The organism is Microbulbifer maximicatervae (SeqCode) (genome assembly GCF_052468155.1).
Window position 1 is genome coordinate 2,497,268 of the sequence record NZ_CP174335.1, and the last position, 16,229, is coordinate 2,513,496.

Sequence of the window (16,229 nt, forward strand, 5' to 3'; positions counted from 1 at the left end):
GAGAGACACCATGCCCGAATTGGAAAACCGCCGCGAGCGGCTCGAGTTTAATAAGCTGCAAAAGCGCCTGCGCCGCCATGTGGGCCGCGCCATCGCCGACTTCAACATGATTGAAGAGGGCGACAAGATTATGGTCTGTTTGTCCGGCGGTAAGGATTCCTACGCCATGCTGGATGTGCTGCTGAATTTGCAGAGGACAGCGCCGGTTAACTTTGAACTGGTGGCGGTCAATATGGACCAGAAACAGCCGGGCTTCCCCGAGCATATCCTGCCGGAATACCTGCAGTCCCTGGGTGTTCCCCACCATATTGTCGAGAAGGATACCTACTCGGTCGTGAAGGAAGTGGTGCCCGAGGGCAAGACCACTTGCGGGCTCTGTTCCCGTTTGCGCCGTGGCACCTTGTATGGCTTTGCTGAAGAAATTGGCGCCACCAAGGTGGCACTGGGCCATCACAAAGACGATATCGTCGAGACCCTGTTCCTGAATATGTTTTACGGTGGTCGCCTCAAGGCGATGCCGCCCAAACTGCGCGCCGACGATGGCCGCAATATCGTGATCCGTCCGCTCGCCTATTGCCGCGAAGAGGACATCGCCCAGTACGCTGAGTACAAGCAGTTTCCGATTATTCCGTGCAATCTGTGCGGCAGCCAGGAGAATCTTCAGCGCCAGGCGATCAAACAGATGGTGCGGGAGTGGGATAAGAAATTCCCGGGCCGCAGCGAGAATATTTTTGCCGCGATTACCCGGGTGTCCCCGTCACAATTGGCGGACAGGGACCTCTACGATTTTGAGAGTCTGGAACTGGATCGCTCTAAGCCGTCGGCTGTCGAGCGTCCTGACCATTCAATCCAGCGCCAGGTGAATTCTTGGGAGCCTGAGGATGCTCAGGAAGTGGAGCCCCAGTATATCGAGGCGCTGAATCTGTAGGATCGGCACCGCTGACCAGTTGCGCGTAACTGCATTCAAAGTCCCGGGGACTGGCACTGGGCCCGTGGTGAAAGTGCTGATGCCAGAGGCGCGCCATATTGGCCACGTCTGAGGTTTCCTCGTCCTGGATCTTGTGGACTTCGGCCGACCTGTAAATCAGCCAGGCGATAGCTGTGGCATAGCGCAGGTTGGTGGTCAGTTCGCTGTGGGGGTGATCGAGAAAATCCCGCTGGCTCGCCAGCCCCCGCACTTTTGAGGCGAGGCTTGGGTGATCGATCAGGTATTGATCCCAGATTTCCCGGTGGGTGTGGGGCTGGATTTGGTAAATACCCAGCCCGTGGCGCCGTCCCTGTTTGAGGTGGAAGCCCAATTGCGACTCCTGGGCGGCGGTTCCCAGAAGGAGATTCTCCATGCCCTGGCTCCAGGCTCTCAAGTGCTTGAGGGTTGGACGGATAACCTGGAGTCGGAGCTCGTCCAGACAAATGCCCATAGTGTTGTCTTTTTTTCTGTAGTTGTATCCAACATATATGTAGTTTGCTGATTGAGTCGGCGCCACCTTATGGGTAGATTTACGCGCAATAAACATAACAATTTTTAGGTGGTGCTCTTTCCATAGCTCAATGCGCTGAAAAATTGAGCAGGAAAACGCAGACTATTCCCGCGCCAAGTACCACCCCACTTTGATCAGAAGGAATCCCTTATGGCCGCCGAGTGGCTGATCGCCCTTACTTTTGTCGCCTATTTGGCGTTGATTGTTGTTATCGGTATTTACGCCTACATGCGTACAAAAAATGCCAGCGACTATTTCCTCGGCGGCCGTTCCCTGCCGCCGGCAGTGGCGGCCCTGTCTGCCGGAGCCTCGGATATGAGTGGCTGGCTGCTTCTGGGTTTGCCTGGCGCGGCCTATGCAGCGGGGCTCTCCGCCGGTTGGATCGCAATCGGCCTTTTCTCCGGCATCGTTCTGAGCTGGGTGACAATGGGCCGGCGTCTGCGCATCTACACCTATGAGCTGGACGACTCCCTGACGGTGCCAGCCTATCTGGATCGTCGGTTTAAGATGGGGCACCCCTATCTGCGCACCGTCTGCGCGATATTCATTCTGTTATTTTTCCTTTTCTATGTGGCTTCCGGCCTGATTGCCGGTGGCAAATTGTTTGAAACGGTGTTTGGCTGGGATTATCGCTGGGCGGTGATTATCGGTGCGGTTGCCGTTATTTCTTACACCCTGTTTGGCGGGTTTTTGGCGGTGTCCTGGACTGATGTGTTCCAGGGACTGCTGATGAGTGCGGCGTTGATTGCGGTGCCCCTCGTTGTTATTTCTGATCAGGGTGGTTTTTCTGCCAGCTGGACTCGCCTGCAAACGGAGATGCCACAGCTGACCCACTGGATGACCGATAGCACCGGGCAAACATTAAGCCTGGTGGCGATACTCAGTTCCCTTGCGTGGGGACTGGGATATTTCGGCCAGCCGCACATCTTGGCGCGATTTATGGCGGTGCGCAGCCCTAACGATATTCCGGTTGCGGCGACAGTGGCAGCGGTTTGGTCCCTGGCGGGCTTCTTGGGCGCAATGGCGGTAGGTTTGTTTGCACACCTGGAAATCCAGCAGAGCCTGCCTGATGGCGAAACTGTGTTTATGGAAATGGTGCAGGTGCTGTTCCACCCGCTAGTTGCCGGTGTTCTTTTGGCGGCGATTCTATCTGCCATTATGAGTACGGCAGATTCCCAGCTGTTGGTGTCCTCGGCTGCACTGGCGGAGGATATTTACCACGTTTGGTTTGGGCGTGAGACCACCCCGGAAGCCATGGTGAAAGTGGGGCGCTGGGCTGTGGTTGCTTTATCACTGGTCGCTGTGTGGATTGCGATGGACCCGGATTCCAAGGTTCTGGATGTGGTGAGTTACGCCTGGGCTGGTCTGGGCGCTGCTTTTGGCCCGGCGTTGTTGATCAGTCTCTACTGGTCTCGTATGACCGGTAGTGGTGCTATTGCCGGTGTTATCGTTGGCGGCCTCACCGTTGTGGTGTGGGAGCAACTCTCCGGTGGCATTTTTGATGTTTATGAGCTGTTGCCGGGTTTTGTTTTCTCTTCAGCTGCTATCGTGTTAGTGAGCGCGCTGACGAAGTGCCCGGAAGCCGTTGCCTCACAGCACCGCAAGTTGCTTGGTTGAGGGGGCAGGGCAGGACTTGAGCCCGAGCGACTCGCTCGGGCCGAGACAGACCAGCCGCGCTAGGGACGCATCTCTGGCAAAGGTGCGACTGTTGTGAAGTGAAATGGATTTCCATCCGCAGCAATTATTCAAATAGCGGTTGGAGATGCTGAGTGATCAAAGTTCATCTCGGTGATATCACTCGATTGCACGTCGATGTAATCGTCAATGCTGCCAACAGCCGTCTCTTGGGCGGCGGTGGTGTCGATGGGGCCATACACCGCGCAGCGGGGCCCAATCTACTGGAGGCCTGCCGCAGTCTGGGCGGTTGTCCTGTTGGTGAAGTGCGCGCCACTGGCGCTTATTCCATTCCCGTAAAACGTATCTACCACACGGTTGGGCCAGTTTGGCGCGGCGGCAGTTTGGGTGAGCCCGAGTTGCTCTCCAGCTGTTATCGGCACTGCCTGGCATTGGCCCGGCGCGAAAACATGCGCTCAATCGCTTTTCCGGCGATCAGTTGCGGTATCTACGATTATCCCCCGGAGCTGGCCGTAGAAGTGGCTGTGGAGCAAGTGCAACAATTCCAGGAGAAGGAGGGGGCGCCGCAGCAGGTTGTATTCTGCTGTTTCGATAAATCGATGGCGGATCTCTATTTATCCCAGTTAGATGCTTACGTTAGGCGCTAAAAGCCACGCTTTGTAGGCCTCGTGGTATTTTCGGCCATTGATTGATATCCATGGCTTGGCGATTATTATTGCTCTGACAATAACAATATAAGAATGAGGAGATTGTCATGCGCAGTGCCCAGCAGTGGTTTTCCGAGTATGGTGAGAGTCATCAGAATCCGATCAACAAATCCATTCATTGGATTGCTGTTCCCGTAATTTATGCGACCGTGGCCGGACTTCTGTGGGCAGTTCCGCAGCCGGACTTTATGGCGACAATTCCCTGGCTGAATTGGGCCGTCGTGGTGACAATCCCGATTCTCCTGTTTTATTTCGCGATGTCGTTTCCCATTGCCCTGGGAATGACGGGGTTAACTGTTCTGTGTTTGTGGGCTTGGTCGGTATTGGAGCGGCTGGGGGTGCCCATCTGGCAGACGGCACTGGCCCTATTTGTGATCATGTGGGTGTTCCAATTTATTGGCCACCATATCGAAGGCAAGAAACCCTCTTTCTTTAAGGACTTACAATTCCTGTTGATCGGCCCAGCCTGGGTGATTGGTTTTATTTACCGGAAACTGGGCATTCAATACTGATTGCCGGTTTATGCAGATGAGTGGCTGTGGCCACTCATCGATCTATCCCCCTATCGGTTGTAGTGAACCGGTACTTCCAATGTCTCTTTGACTTCTTCCATCACCACATAGCTGGTGCACTCCTGCACTTCCGGCAGTGTTAAAAGCGTTTCGCCGTAGAACTTGCGGTAGGCACTCATATCCGCCACCCGGGCTTTGATCAGGTAATCGAAATTCCCGGATACCAGGTAACACTCCTGCACTTCAGGCAGGGCGGCCACGGCGTTGCGAAATTCCTCAAAGGCATCTTGTGCGGATCGATTCAGTCTGATCTGCACAAAAACCACCAGGGCAGCATCGAGGTACTCCGGGTTGATCAGGGCGGTGTAGCCCTGAATGACGTTGTCACTTTCCAGGCGTTTGACCCGTTCGACGCAGGGGGTCGCGGTCAGACCTACCTGCCGGGCTAGCTCTGCATAGCTGGTTCGTCCATTCTTTTGTAGAACACGCAATATGTTCCGGTCGATAGTGCTTAGCTCTCCCGCACGTTTGCGCATAACTGCTGACTCCGAATTGGTCGACATGGTCAAAAAGTAGACTTGCCGACTGGTTGTGTAGTGGATTCCACTAGTTTTATCAAAAATCTACCAAATATCCACTTCTTATCTGTTCTTATACTGGGGAAAACATAGAAATTAGGTACTCCTATTTGATTAAGGCAGTACCGAGCGCACAGAGCGAGGAGAAGGAAAATGTTGATTGGCGTCCCTAAAGAGATTAAGAACCACGAGTATCGTATTGGCCTGACGCCGTCGAGTGTTCGCGAACTGGTTGGCCACGGCCACGAAGTGATTGTACAGAAGGATGGTGGTGCCGCTATTGGTTTCCCCGACGAGATGTACGTTCAAGCCGGCGCCAAGATTATCGATACTCCGGAAGAGATTTTTGCCACTGCCGATATGATCGTCAAGGTAAAAGAACCCCAGCCCCACGAGTGCGAAATGCTGCGCCCTGGGCAGGTTCTGTACACCTATCTGCACTTGGCTCCAGACCCCAAACAAACTGAGCTGCTGGTTAAGTCCGGCGCTACCTGCATCGCTTATGAAACTGTAACCGATCGCTTCGGTGGCCTGCCTCTGCTGGCGCCTATGTCTGAAGTTGCCGGCCGTATGTCTGTACAGTGCGGTGCCCACCACCTGGAAAAAGCCCAGGGTGGTCTCGGCGTACTGCTCGGCGGTGTTCCCGGTGTAGCTCCCGCTAAAGTCCTGATTATCGGTGGCGGTGTTGTTGGTACTAACGCAGCGAAGATGGCCCTGGGTATGGGTGCTGACGTTACTATCCTCGACCGCTCCCTGCCGCGTCTGCGTCAGCTGGATGATATTTTCGGTGGTGCGGTTCGCACTGAGTACTCCACTAACGATGCTATTGAAAAGCACGCACTGGAAGCTGACCTGGTTGTTGGTGCGGTTCTGATTCCTGGCGCGGCAGCCCCCAAATTGCTGACCCGCGACATTATCAGCCGCATGAAGAAAGGCGCAGTTGTAGCTGACGTTGCTATTGACCAGGGCGGTTGTTTCGAGACTTCCAAGGCGACTACTCACCAAGAGCCTACTTACGTAGTTGATGGTGTGGTTCACTACTGTGTTGCCAATATGCCCGGCGGTGTAGCTCGCACCTCCACTATGGCCCTGAACAATGCCACCCTGCCTTTCGCGGTAGCCCTGGCAAACAAAGGCGCCAAGCAGGCACTGTTGGACGATTCCAACCTGCTGGAAGGCCTGAATGTTCACGCTGGCATGGTGACCTACCAAGCCGTAGCCGACGTATTGGGTTACGAGTTTGTAGATCCCAAACTGGCTCTGCAAAAACAAGCAGTAGCGGAAGACGCTGTAGCTTAATTGCCCCCGGTGGCCGCCTGCGGGCGGCCGCATTGTAAATAAGCGGTAACGCGCTTGTTGTTGGGAAGTTTCCCCCGGAGCGCTCTTTGCGTTCCTCTCTGTGAGACCTGGTGGCATAGCCACTAATTGATAGCCGTGTATTTACGCGGCTTTTTTATGCGCGTTATTTATGCTTTAGAAAAAGCTGGATGTGTTGTTTAGGGAAAAACTGGGGAAGGGGAGAAGGAAAAACAGAAAGGGTGCTGAGGGACTTCCTTGTCGCCTCACGAGGGAGAGGGGTTTTGGGCTAGGGTTAAATAACCCAGATTTCTACCCGGCGATTTTTTATCTTTGAGCTGGAGCTGTTGGAGGCTACCGGCAGATAGGCACCAAAGCCCTGAACCGGTGCTGTATTAATCTGGTGATCCCTTAGAGCTGAGCGAACGGTAACTGCGCGTAGTTTTGATAAAACGATTGAGCGTCCCTCGCTCACTTTCTCATCGCCAAATCCGATCAATAGCAGTCGCTTGTGGCTGTTCTCAGGCTTTTGCATAAAGCGGACAAGTCGCTGTATATCCTGTTTTGCCTTGTTATCTAAAGAGGCGCTGCCTTCAGAGAAACGGAAGTTAATGCTCAGGCGCTCTGCATTTTCCGTTAATTTTAGGTACTCGCTGGGGCCTTCCCGATTGGCTTCAGGTTTTACACCGATCGGCGTTTGCGCGACAAACCCAGTGGCCTTTACCTGCTCCTGCCCCTGCTCACTCTGTACAAAGTGCAGGAACTCTTCGGCGGCGGGTTTTAAACCGTAAGCAGCGGTATAGAGAAAAAGGCGGCGGGAGAGGGGGTAGTCTTCAGTTGCAATTGTCAGATGTTCTGGAGCTTGTGGTTGGGTGTTCTGATCGGATACTGACACTGCCTTGGCCCGTCGAATAGATGCCAAGCCGACAAATCCAATACTATTGGGGTTTGCCGAAACACGGTCCGACAATTGATCATTCGATTCGAAGCGTTTTGCATTGGCAATAAGGGAGTGCTTTTTTCCAAGCACCAAGCTTTTAAACGTATCCCAGGTGCCGGACTGATTATCTCTCGCCAGAACTTTGATACGACCTTTCCGCCCGCCCACTTCAGACCAGTCGGTAATTTTCCCGGAAAATATTGCTGCTATTTGTTGCAGGGTTAATTGAGTAATGGGGTTTTTAGGGTGAACAATAATGGCGAGTCCATCGATAGCAATAACATGTTCTGCACCTTGACCGCGCATATCTCCAAAGCGACTCAGGGCTGCGTGCTCAGCATCTTTTATTGGTCGCGAAGCCATGGCGATATTGGCCTGGGACCGTTCAAGGCCTTTAAATCCAGTGCTTGAACCGTGTGCCGCAATATCGACATAAATTTTATTGCCACCGAGATCCCCCTGTACTCGAACCTCATTTTCTTTCTCTAGAGGAATAACCTCCAGATTACTGCCACCTCGGGATTCCAGGTAATCACTCACCAGGTTGGGTGCCAGCTTTGCACCGACAGTATTGGAGCCGTGTAGAGTAAAAAGCAGGCCCGTTGTATCGGGAGGGAAACGGGTTTGGGCTGTAGAAGTTGCAGCAGCCAGTGCCCCCCCAAGAAGAAGGAAGGTAAGGGTTTGCTTTAGCCGGCTTAAAAATACGCTCATAGTAATTCGACCGTAAGGTGGTAAAACGAGGGCGCAAAATATGACTTAATTGTGACAAATTGATGAAATATTGATTGCTAAATTACGCAATTCTCTCATCGTGAGAGATAGGTAACTTTAGCGGGGTTTATTTGAACAATTGAAGTATGGGTGGTTAAGCTTTCGTAAAAGCTTAAAAAGCAATACGTCGGGTAAGTACTCAGAGGCTCCTGTGGATATGCAGCAGAGCCTCGTAAAGTCCGATAATTTAAAACGCGGGAAATAACCGGCTAATTAGCACTGGCAGTGCAGTTTCTACCCGTAAAATACGTGGCCCCAGGTGAACGGATTGAAAGCCTGCTTCCTGGAGCTTCTCGACTTCATAGCTGATAAAGCCGCCTTCAGGGCCAATGGCTAAAGTGGTCGGTTGCTTTATGTCCACAGGGCAAGCCGTTCCCCCTACTGGATGGGCCACCAGTTTACGGGAGTCACTGGAAAGGGAAGGGAGTTCGTCTTCGACAAACGGTTTAAAGCGTTTGCGCAACAGAATTTCCGGCATTTGCGTATCGACAGCCTGCTCGAGTCCGAGCAGGCATTGCTCAAAGAGTTTGTCTTCCTGCAACCAGGGAGTTTGCCAGTAAGACTTTTCGACCCGGTAACTATTAATTAAAACCAGTTTTTTGACCCCGAGTGCAGTCAGGTGCTGGATAACCCGCTTGAGCATTTTGGGGCGAGGCAGGGCCAAAATAAGTGTGAGAGGTAATGGCTGGGGCGGATCAATTTCGAATGCCACTTCAAGCTCAACGCACTTCTCGTCGAGCGTAACAATCTCGCCACTACCTATTTGCCCGTTGAGCAGTCCGACACGAAGTTGTTGTCCTGGCGCTGCTCTGTGAACCTTGGTGATATGCTCCAATTGGCGTCCACTAAGGCGGACGCGACTGGGACTAATAAAGTCGTGCTTTTGTAAAACAATCAGGTTCAAAGTCGGGTGCCTTGGTACTTCAATTTATAACGGTGTCGGTGCTATGGGGCTGGGCTAGCTGGTTTGAGCTGAAGCAATCGCGCCTTTGCCAATACCTTCGTAGGCTCTTACGGTAATCGCTTTCCCCGGTTCTCTTGCCGCCAGGGTGTTGGCGATATATTGGGCCAACTGCTCCACCGTGGTATCACAGTCAAGAATTTCACAAACCTTGGCAGGGATGGATAGGGTGAAGTTTCCCTGTTGTGCACTGTAAGCAAAGTTATGGATATCCTCACCGCGATCATCGGCAGTTGTTGAAACCAGATCCTCGCGAGTGCCCAGGTAGATATCTTCCCAGCGTTCAGCCCAGTACTTTTCCAGCTCTGTATCGCGTTGGCCACCCGTCATGACCTGAATGCGTGAACGGTGTCCATGGGCGATACGCTGGCAGTTGCCAAGGTGTTTCTTCAGGCCATGGCTGTAGTGGTAGAAAGCATCTTCAATCACTTCACAGTGGAAGCTGAGCTTGAGCTTCTCCACGCTATCGGGGAAGTGGCTGGCCAGCTGCTGGACACACCAGACGGCGACGCTCTCAGGGGTAATTACCTCGGCGTCCACTAAGGCAAAAGCTTGTTCCGGACCTGACACTTTAATAGATGCCCCGTTTTCCAGTAGCCAGGTCAGGTTAACCTGGTCTCCATTGTGCTCCAGGGTCAGTTGGGGTGAGCGGGTAGGTACCAGGAGGCGGTGGTCGACTTGATCATCCAGCCAGTGCCTCAGGGTCTTTTTCACTATGCCGAAGTCGCAAACCATACCCTGTTCATCCAAGGCGCCATCGAGGGCTGCGTTTGCCAGCCAGGTCTCGCCTACGATGCCTCGTTTTGAGTCGAGGTAGCTGAAGTCAACGTTGGTTAAATTATCGACAAACAAGTGCATGAGTAACTCTTTGCAGGGGGTGAGGTAGTAGTCGTTTATTATAACCTGTTAATAGGGCTGGATCTTATTCGTTTATGCCTCTATAATCGCGCCCTCTTCGGATGCACTGGCACCGAAGATCGTTGTGGCGGCCCTCCCGGTCCCCTCGCAATGAGCAGCTGTGAACTCCGCCAGGCCCGGAAGGGAGCAACGGTAGCAGTGGTATCATGTGCCGAGGGTGTTGCTGGTTGGGCTGCCTCCAATCTCTCCCTTCTTTGTTTCAAAAATCACCCCCTGAAAAATCCCCGTTGAGAGTGTTTTGCTCGACCGTGTCCTGGGTTTTTACTCTTTTCCTCACCAAATTTTTTCCCGCAAAGACGATATAAAAGGGGATTTTGTGTCGATCTGGCTCGATCTTCGGCCTTGCCGTCGCTGATTGTGTGGGGCTTATGCTATAAACGGCGTCAACTATAAGCAGATCTAAAAATGATTCTTGAGGAGAAAATGAAAAAAGTTGCTCTCTCGATAGCGGTTGCCGTTGCACTGTCTGCCTGTGACAGTGGGCAGCAAGCGGTAAAACCGGTTGGTGTGGCCCAGGCGACTGCGGAAAGCCCAGCTGATAATTCCCAGCTGACAGCCAAAGATGCGCAAGCTTTCTTAAAAGATGCCCAGGCTCGCATGGAAAAAATGGGACAAGAGGCAAGTCATGCGGCTTGGCTCGCTTCTACCTATATCAATGTTGATTCCCAATATGTAGAGGCTTTGGCTTCAGAGCGATACACCACCCTGGCCGTGGAGCTGGCTTCAGAGGCCGCCAAATTTAATGACCTGGACCTGGACCCGGATACCCGTCGCCAGTTGACCATGTTGAAGCAGGGTTTGGTTTTCCCCGCGCCGAAAGATCCGGCATTAACTTCTGAGTTGGCGCAAATTGGCTCAAAAATGCAGGGCATGTACGGTGCCGGTAAATACTGCCGCGAAGATGCCGGTGAAGAAAAGTGCTATACCCTGACCGAGATGGGGCAGGTGATGGCGACTAATCGCGATCCTGAATTGCTCAAGGATCTGTGGGTTGGTTGGCGTAAAGTTTCTCCTCCCATGAAGCCTCTGTATGAGCGCCAGGTGGAGATCGGTAATGCGGGCACCAAAGAGCTGGGTTATGACAACCTGAGTGTATTCTGGCGTTCCAAATACGATATGGCTCCGGATGCCTTTGCTGCGGATATGGATACCCAGTGGGGCAAAGTGAAGCCGTTGTACGAAGCTTTGCACTGCCATGTTCGCGCCAAGTTGAATGAGCATTACGGCGATGACGTAGTGCCGGCTCAGGGTAAAATCCCTGCACACTTGCTGGGTAATATGTGGGCCCAGGAGTGGGGTAACGTCTACGACATAGTCAAAGACGATGACATGCAGGCGCCCTATGATCTGACTCAGCTGGTGGTTGATTCCGGCATGAGTGAAAAAGACATGGTTAAAGTGGGGGAGAAGTTCTTCACCTCCCTGGGCTTTAAGCCTCTACCGGAAACTTTCTGGGAGCGCTCTCAGTTCACCCAGCCACGCGATCGCGATGTAGTTTGTCATGCCAGCGCCTGGAATATGGACGGGCAGGACGATCTCCGCATCAAGATGTGTATCAATAAAACGGGTGAAGACCTGGTTACCATCCACCACGAGTTGGGCCACAACTTCTACCAGCGCATTTATAAGGATCAGCCTTTCCTCTATAAAAATGGCGCTAACGACGGCTTCCACGAAGCTGTTGGCGACACCATCGCGCTTTCCATCACGCCGAAGTACCTCAAGGAAATCGGTTTGATGAATGAGGTGCCGGATGAGAGTAAAGATATCGGTTACCTGATGCAGCAGGCGCTGGATAAGATTGCCTTCCTGCCATTTGGTCTGCTCGTTGATAAGTGGCGCTGGCAGGTATTCAACGGTGAGGTGAAGCCGGAAGACTACAACAAAGCCTGGTGGAAACTGCGTGAAGATTACCAGGGCATTGCCGCTCCGGTAGAGCGCTCCGAAGAGAACTTCGATCCGGGTGCCAAGTACCATATCCCCGGTAATACACCTTACGCTCGCTACTTCCTGGCGCGTATCCAGCAGTTCCAATTCCACCGTGCGCTGTGTGAAGCCGCTGGTGAAACCGGACCGCTGCACCGCTGCTCCATCTACCAGAATGATGAGGCTGGTAAGAAGCTGCGCGCTATGTTGGCAATGGGTGCAAGCAAGCCCTGGCCGGATGCTATGGAAGCGCTCACTGGTCAGCGCGACCTGGATGCTTCCGCCATTATCGATTACTTCCAGCCGCTGATGGCGTACCTGGAAGAGCAGAACCAAGGGCGTCAGTGCGGTTGGTAGTCTGAAGAGTCTTAGCTTTATTTTTGAAGCTAAATGAAGAAGGGGGCTTTGCCCCCTTTTTTTGGCTGGCAGTCTCGTTTCTAATGTAGTTTGGTTTGTTTCTCTTCCTCTTTTAAGAAGCTTGCGGCAGCCTTGGTGAAGGCTTCCATCGGAGGACGAAGAGACCCAATTCCCGCCATATAGCGGTTCATGGTTTTGTTCGCCAAGCTGGAGTTAATGGTTGGTGTAATATTTGCCTTGATGATTTTCAGTAGATCAAAGCCCAAGGGTGGACCCCTGTCATCAATTCCTGGAGTGAGGAAGGTGTCACTCTCTGAATGGGAAAGGTTATACATCTGCAATGTGTTGTTGACCGTTTCTACACTGGAGCCGGAAATAGACCTGACGGTGCCACCCAGTCCCACTGTTTCGGTAATCGCGCTGTCTCCCATGTCCCTGTTGACATCTGCTGGGGTAACGCCCTGTACTAATTGCCCGTGTCCTACTCCTGCAATTCCAGTAAACCAAGTGTTTCCAAGACCAGAGACCTTGATCCCAAACTCTGTTCCATTGCGGGCCATTGTGGTGATGATACTGCTATGGGGAATACCACTTCCTGCGTCGGCTACAGCTTTACAGGTGGCCATAATAGGGTTTAGGGAAAAGGAGCCGTCCTGATAGATTTGAGTCGATATTTTTTCAATATCGTGTTTGTTCGTACAGTTTTTGATGATGCCCGGTAATATGATTCCGGAAAGTAGTAATGTGGCTGCATTCGTCATCAGGTGGCAGTCATCACCCATCAGTAAGCTTCTGCCGATAATGGGCAGGAAATCGATACCGCCTTGCTCTTTGATCACTTGATCGAGGACTGGAGCTATATGATTTTCTATCCAGTGAAGTTGGTCGATTGCATCTTGGTCATAGACACCGAATCGCATCGAGCTTCCCCGGTTGTCACCTCGATCGTCGCTGAGATTGGAGTAAGCTCGATACCCGGTTACCTTGTCTTCTACGATATAAACCGACATTGAGTAGGTGATAATACCCGCCATTGGTCCAACGGCACTGTGATCGTGGCAGGGCTCCAGGTCCACCCCGCCTTCGGCCATAATTTTTTCAGCCTCAGCTTTATTCTTTGCCAGCCCTTCATAAATCAGGCCGGCAATAATGGCGCCCTTTAATGGCCCGGATGCCCGCTGCCAGGTTATTGGAGGGCCGGCGTGGAGCATTAAGTTCTTGCGCATGCCAGGTATATTATCTCCGGCCTTGCCTATGCCGATTAATACCGGAGTGGCCTGCTTCATGCGCTTGACCGTTTCATCATTAGCCTGTTGATTAAGAGCTTGGAAATCAGGGTCGGCCAGTTCGTGCAAGATTTTTTCTGTGCTGGGCCTGAACTCAATGTCCGTTCTCATTGCTACTCCTGTGAATTTAACAATTCGGCGTATTGTTGAGTAATGATGTTCATATTGCGTAGCATCAGATCCGTGGTGCCGGTGATCACCTGAATTTGGCGCTTTTCAGATATTTTCATGTTTCCCTCAAACCCCCGGCTGGCATAATTTAGGTGGTCTTTTGCCTTTCGTAGGTTGCCATTGATCTCTGGTGTATTGAGGGGGCTCTCCAGTAGTTGGTTTAGTCGATTGGAATACTCAGAAAGATCTTCTTGCAATCCGGTTTCGGCATCATCCAAGGATACTTCCCAAAGTTTAGCAGCGTAGTTCTTGGCGATTCTCTGGGAGAGCATACGCTGGCGGCCGGCGATATTAATGAGCTCGGCGCTGTTGTGATTGGCGACTTGTTGGAGTTGGACCACATAGGTGTGGGCAGCAGAAAGAAGGGAGTTGCTGCGCTTAAATAATTCGCTGGCACTTTGTTTATTGACGGGTTGTGAGGCGACAGACTCAAACGCTTTCCATTCTCTTTCAACTTTAACAAGTTGAGCTCTGATCTTTTCTGCGCCATGAAAATTATTTAGTTTCTCGTGATTCTTTTTAAATTCGTGAATTGATCGGGCAAATACTTTTTCATGGCGTTCTGCATCCGGTTGAATGCCACGCAAGATGTAAGTCTGGGTGATGCGTTGGGATAGCATTCTCTGTCGGCCAGCCGTATTGATGGCGTCTCCCATAGAGAAAGCTGCGACATCCAGGCTTAAAATTAACAAGATAAATACTGCTGACAACTTCATGATTTTACTCTTGTAGTTTGACTTACTTCAAAATTTAAGTGGGCTTGAGGTTTGCAATGCATGCGTGATCCCTCTCAGCTAATGAGAGGTCGCAGATGTATTACGGGGTTATTCAGAGATCCTTGAGTAATAGTGGTGTGAGCTTATGGGGCCTGCTTTCTGAATAAGGCGATTTTGAACAATATTGATAAGTTAAACAAATAAGCTCCAAATTCCATTGATTTAGCAAAAATAAATAATTTAAATACGTTGTTAGGAAATATGATTTTGCAAACTCATCTGGTTTTAGGATTTGACGTTCCTTATATCAAATTTAAGGATGGAGATATCTAACCCTTTTTTTCGGTGTTAACGCTTTGGTGGTATTTGGATTGGGGGTGAGGGGGAGTTTTCTGGGGAGTGGATTGTTGTGGGGTTAATGGAGGCTTAGGTGAGGAGGACAATAGCTGGGAATAAAAAAGGCCCTACCAGGGGTAGAGCCTTTTTCCTATCAGATCTAAGGTGACTTAGAACTGGTAATTCAGAGCCAAGCTGAACAGGTAAGCTTCGGTTTTGGTGGTGCCACCATCGAAGTAGGTAATCAGGGAGTCGTTAATGTTGTTAGCTTCCTGGATAACTTCGTCATCACCCCAGATGTAGGCGAAAGCGCCATCAACAGTGAGTTTGTCAGTTAGTGAGTAGGTGCCGCCAACAGTCAGCCACTGGCGATCAGTGTCGGGAATAGACAGGGTACGCCAGGTAATCGGAAGGTCTTCGCCTACCAGATCTGACAGTTCTTCGGTTTCATGGCGGTTCAAGCCGTCGCGGGCAGCGCCTTGATCGTAAGCGTAACCAAAGCGGAAGGTCCACTCGTCATTGCGGTAGTATTCACCACCGATACTGAAACGAGAACCGCTCTGGAAGTTTTCTTCTTTCAGCAGAAGCGGGTTGTAGTCTTCACCAGCGGAGGGGATAAAGGCTTCGAGGCGCTCGAAACGGTCCCAGTTGGTCCACATGTAACCTACTGCCACACCCCAATTATTGTTGAAGCGGTGGTAGAAGCCCAGCTCCAGGGTGTCAGGCAGGTTCAGGGTCAGGTTGCCGGAAGTATCGTCAAATGAATCCAGCGGGCTCGGAGCGATGTCGGAGCTTACTTCACCCTTAATTTTGGGGTCGTACTTAGCGTGGTAAGAAATACCTGCGCGAGTGTTGTCGCTGATGCGCCACAGGCCGCCGATGGTCCAGCTCAGGTCCCAGGCATCCCCTTTTACGTCCAACACGGTGGCGCCGGAGGGGTTAAATCCAAAGGCGGGTTCTACAACGTCACCGATCAGGAAGTCATCGGGGAAGGTGGTGTTCAGTTCTGCATCAACGTAGAAAATATTCGCTGCCAGGCCAATGCTGAATTGATCGTTAAAATCGTAAGCAACAGATGGCTGGATGTTTACGGTCAGCAGAGAGGTTTTGTTGGCGATTGTAGTTGCGGGGAAGTTATCCGGGAAATCAGTTTCCAGGCCAAAGTCGGTGTACATGGCAAGGCCCCAGGACCACTCATCATTGATGGGGGCGGCCAGGTAGCCGTTGGGGATTACCGCGCTGGTGGCGTAGTCTTTGGCGCTCGCGGGAGTTTCGAATCCCAGGTAGCCAGTTTCCTCACTGCCGACATAGTAGGTGACATCACCATCAACATCGATTTCGGGATCAACGTAAGTCGCACCAAGAGAAATGGTGTAAGTATTGAATAGTGCTGAACCGGCTGGGTTGCGCGCCAGAATTGCAGCGTTGTCGCCGATAGTGTTTTCGGCAGCAAATGCGCGGCCAAGGCCTGTTGCACTGGTTTCCTGCAAGTAGAAACCTGCAGCCATAGCGCCTTGGGAAACGGAGCTGATAGCTGCGGCCAGAACTGCGTGTCGCAGGTATTTTTTATTCATGAGAACCCATCTCTAAGTCTGCTGATTACTGAAAGCCATAAACAGGTTGGAAAAAACTCTGCCATGG

At 51.8% G+C, this 16,229-nt stretch carries 14 protein-coding genes and 1 other RNA gene; 7 read left to right on the forward strand and 8 right to left on the reverse strand.

The window, feature by feature from the left end:
* Window positions 1-10 precede the first annotated feature (10 nt).
* On the forward strand, window positions 11-928 hold the full coding sequence (gene ttcA / locus ACJJIY_RS10775; protein WP_444894820.1) for a tRNA 2-thiocytidine(32) synthetase TtcA: 918 nt from the start codon (window positions 11-13) through the stop codon (window positions 926-928).
* On the opposite strand, the gene ACJJIY_RS10780 is transcribed toward ttcA, so the two are convergent.
* Window positions 813-1,418 carry a hypothetical protein gene (locus ACJJIY_RS10780; RefSeq protein ID WP_444894819.1) on the reverse strand — a complete coding sequence of 202 codons (606 nt, stop codon included), beginning with the start codon at window positions 1,416-1,418 and terminating at the stop codon, window positions 813-815. The genes ttcA and ACJJIY_RS10780 overlap by 116 nt on opposite strands.
* Window positions 1,419-1,628: 210 nt before the next feature.
* On the opposite strand from ACJJIY_RS10780, the gene putP reads away from it, so the two are divergent.
* The 3 genes from putP (at window position 1,629) to ACJJIY_RS10795 (ending at window position 4,332) form a co-directional block, all read left to right on the forward strand.
* Window positions 1,629-3,095, forward strand: coding sequence for a sodium/proline symporter PutP (gene putP, locus ACJJIY_RS10785; RefSeq protein ID WP_444915807.1), 1,467 nt, complete (start codon window positions 1,629-1,631; stop codon window positions 3,093-3,095).
* A 152-nt stretch (window positions 3,096-3,247) separates the two neighbouring features.
* Window positions 3,248-3,760 carry an O-acetyl-ADP-ribose deacetylase gene (locus tag ACJJIY_RS10790; protein WP_444906091.1) on the forward strand — a complete coding sequence of 171 codons (513 nt, stop codon included), beginning with the start codon at window positions 3,248-3,250 and terminating at the stop codon, window positions 3,758-3,760.
* A gap of 107 nt (window positions 3,761-3,867) precedes the next feature.
* A complete protein-coding gene (locus tag ACJJIY_RS10795; protein ID WP_444894669.1) occupies window positions 3,868-4,332 on the forward strand; it encodes an Mpo1 family 2-hydroxy fatty acid dioxygenase in 465 nt (154 codons plus the stop codon).
* Window positions 4,333-4,382: 50 nt separating this feature from the next.
* Here the strand turns inward: ACJJIY_RS10795 and ACJJIY_RS10800 are convergent, their stop codons facing one another.
* Window positions 4,383-4,868, reverse strand: coding sequence for an Lrp/AsnC ligand binding domain-containing protein (locus tag ACJJIY_RS10800; protein WP_282931670.1), 486 nt, complete (start codon window positions 4,866-4,868; stop codon window positions 4,383-4,385).
* A 195-nt stretch (window positions 4,869-5,063) separates the two neighbouring features.
* Here ACJJIY_RS10800 and ald point away from each other — a divergent pair, with 195 nt between their 5' ends.
* The gene (gene ald, locus ACJJIY_RS10805) at window positions 5,064-6,209 is read left to right on the forward strand and encodes an alanine dehydrogenase (RefSeq protein ID WP_444894668.1); all 1,146 of its coding nucleotides are present in this window, start codon (window positions 5,064-5,066) and stop codon (window positions 6,207-6,209) included.
* Window positions 6,210-6,501: 292 nt separating this feature from the next.
* Here the strand turns inward: ald and ACJJIY_RS10810 are convergent, their stop codons facing one another.
* The 3 genes from ACJJIY_RS10810 to ACJJIY_RS10820 form a co-directional block, all read right to left on the reverse strand.
* Window positions 6,502-7,857 carry a substrate-binding domain-containing protein gene (locus ACJJIY_RS10810; RefSeq protein WP_444927011.1) on the reverse strand — a complete coding sequence of 452 codons (1,356 nt, stop codon included), beginning with the start codon at window positions 7,855-7,857 and terminating at the stop codon, window positions 6,502-6,504.
* 247 nt (window positions 7,858-8,104) lie between these two features.
* Window positions 8,105-8,821 carry a 16S rRNA (uracil(1498)-N(3))-methyltransferase gene (locus tag ACJJIY_RS10815; protein ID WP_445359608.1) on the reverse strand — a complete coding sequence of 239 codons (717 nt, stop codon included), beginning with the start codon at window positions 8,819-8,821 and terminating at the stop codon, window positions 8,105-8,107.
* A 54-nt stretch (window positions 8,822-8,875) separates the two neighbouring features.
* Window positions 8,876-9,736: a 6-carboxytetrahydropterin synthase gene (locus ACJJIY_RS10820; RefSeq protein WP_445359609.1), complete on the reverse strand. Its 861-nt coding sequence runs from the start codon at window positions 9,734-9,736 to the stop codon at window positions 8,876-8,878.
* 134 nt (window positions 9,737-9,870) lie between these two features.
* Between ACJJIY_RS10820 and ffs the strand changes: the two genes are divergently transcribed.
* Both ffs and ACJJIY_RS10830 read left to right on the forward strand, forming a co-directional pair.
* An RNA gene (gene ffs, locus ACJJIY_RS10825) (signal recognition particle sRNA small type) lies at window positions 9,871-9,968 on the forward strand.
* Between the two features lie 251 nt (window positions 9,969-10,219).
* Window positions 10,220-12,079, forward strand: a complete 1,860-nt coding sequence (locus ACJJIY_RS10830; RefSeq protein ID WP_445359610.1) for a M2 family metallopeptidase — start codon at window positions 10,220-10,222, stop codon at window positions 12,077-12,079.
* Window positions 12,080-12,159: 80 nt separating this feature from the next.
* On the opposite strand, the gene ACJJIY_RS10835 is transcribed toward ACJJIY_RS10830, so the two are convergent.
* The 3 genes from ACJJIY_RS10835 to ACJJIY_RS10845 all read right to left on the reverse strand — a co-directional run bounded on the left by ACJJIY_RS10835 (window position 12,160) and on the right by ACJJIY_RS10845 (window position 16,162).
* Complete coding sequence (locus tag ACJJIY_RS10835) at window positions 12,160-13,476, reverse strand: YlbE family protein (RefSeq protein ID WP_444906086.1); 1,317 nt, start codon at window positions 13,474-13,476, stop codon at window positions 12,160-12,162.
* A gap of 2 nt (window positions 13,477-13,478) precedes the next feature.
* Complete coding sequence (locus ACJJIY_RS10840; RefSeq protein ID WP_444932513.1) at window positions 13,479-14,252, reverse strand: type IV pili methyl-accepting chemotaxis transducer N-terminal domain-containing protein; 774 nt, start codon at window positions 14,250-14,252, stop codon at window positions 13,479-13,481.
* Window positions 14,253-14,758: 506 nt separating this feature from the next.
* Window positions 14,759-16,162 (reverse strand): OmpP1/FadL family transporter, encoded by a 1,404-nt coding sequence (locus ACJJIY_RS10845; RefSeq protein WP_445359611.1) that lies wholly within the window; start codon window positions 16,160-16,162, stop codon window positions 14,759-14,761.
* Window positions 16,163-16,229: the final 67 nt, after the last annotated feature.

Excerpts from the sequence above, each read along its gene's own strand:
- ttcA (WP_444894820.1), top strand. The coding sequence starts at position 11 with ATGCCCGAATTGGAAAACCGCCGCGAGCGGCTCGAGTTTAATAAGCTG.
- ACJJIY_RS10780 (WP_444894819.1), bottom strand. The coding sequence starts at position 1,418 with ATGGGCATTTGTCTGGACGAGCTCCGACTCCAGGTTATCCGTCCAACC.
- putP (WP_444915807.1), top strand. The coding sequence starts at position 1,629 with ATGGCCGCCGAGTGGCTGATCGCCCTTACTTTTGTCGCCTATTTGGCG.
- ACJJIY_RS10795 (WP_444894669.1), top strand. The coding sequence starts at position 3,868 with ATGCGCAGTGCCCAGCAGTGGTTTTCCGAGTATGGTGAGAGTCATCAG.
- ACJJIY_RS10800 (WP_282931670.1), bottom strand. The coding sequence starts at position 4,868 with ATGCGCAAACGTGCGGGAGAGCTAAGCACTATCGACCGGAACATATTG.
- ald (WP_444894668.1), top strand. The coding sequence starts at position 5,064 with ATGTTGATTGGCGTCCCTAAAGAGATTAAGAACCACGAGTATCGTATT.
- ACJJIY_RS10810 (WP_444927011.1), bottom strand. The coding sequence starts at position 7,857 with ATGAGCGTATTTTTAAGCCGGCTAAAGCAAACCCTTACCTTCCTTCTT.
- ACJJIY_RS10820 (WP_445359609.1), bottom strand. The coding sequence starts at position 9,736 with ATGCACTTGTTTGTCGATAATTTAACCAACGTTGACTTCAGCTACCTC.
- ACJJIY_RS10830 (WP_445359610.1), top strand. The coding sequence starts at position 10,220 with ATGAAAAAAGTTGCTCTCTCGATAGCGGTTGCCGTTGCACTGTCTGCC.
- ACJJIY_RS10835 (WP_444906086.1), bottom strand. The coding sequence starts at position 13,476 with ATGAGAACGGACATTGAGTTCAGGCCCAGCACAGAAAAAATCTTGCAC.
- ACJJIY_RS10840 (WP_444932513.1), bottom strand. The coding sequence starts at position 14,252 with ATGAAGTTGTCAGCAGTATTTATCTTGTTAATTTTAAGCCTGGATGTC.
- ACJJIY_RS10845 (WP_445359611.1), bottom strand. The coding sequence starts at position 16,162 with ATGAATAAAAAATACCTGCGACACGCAGTTCTGGCCGCAGCTATCAGC.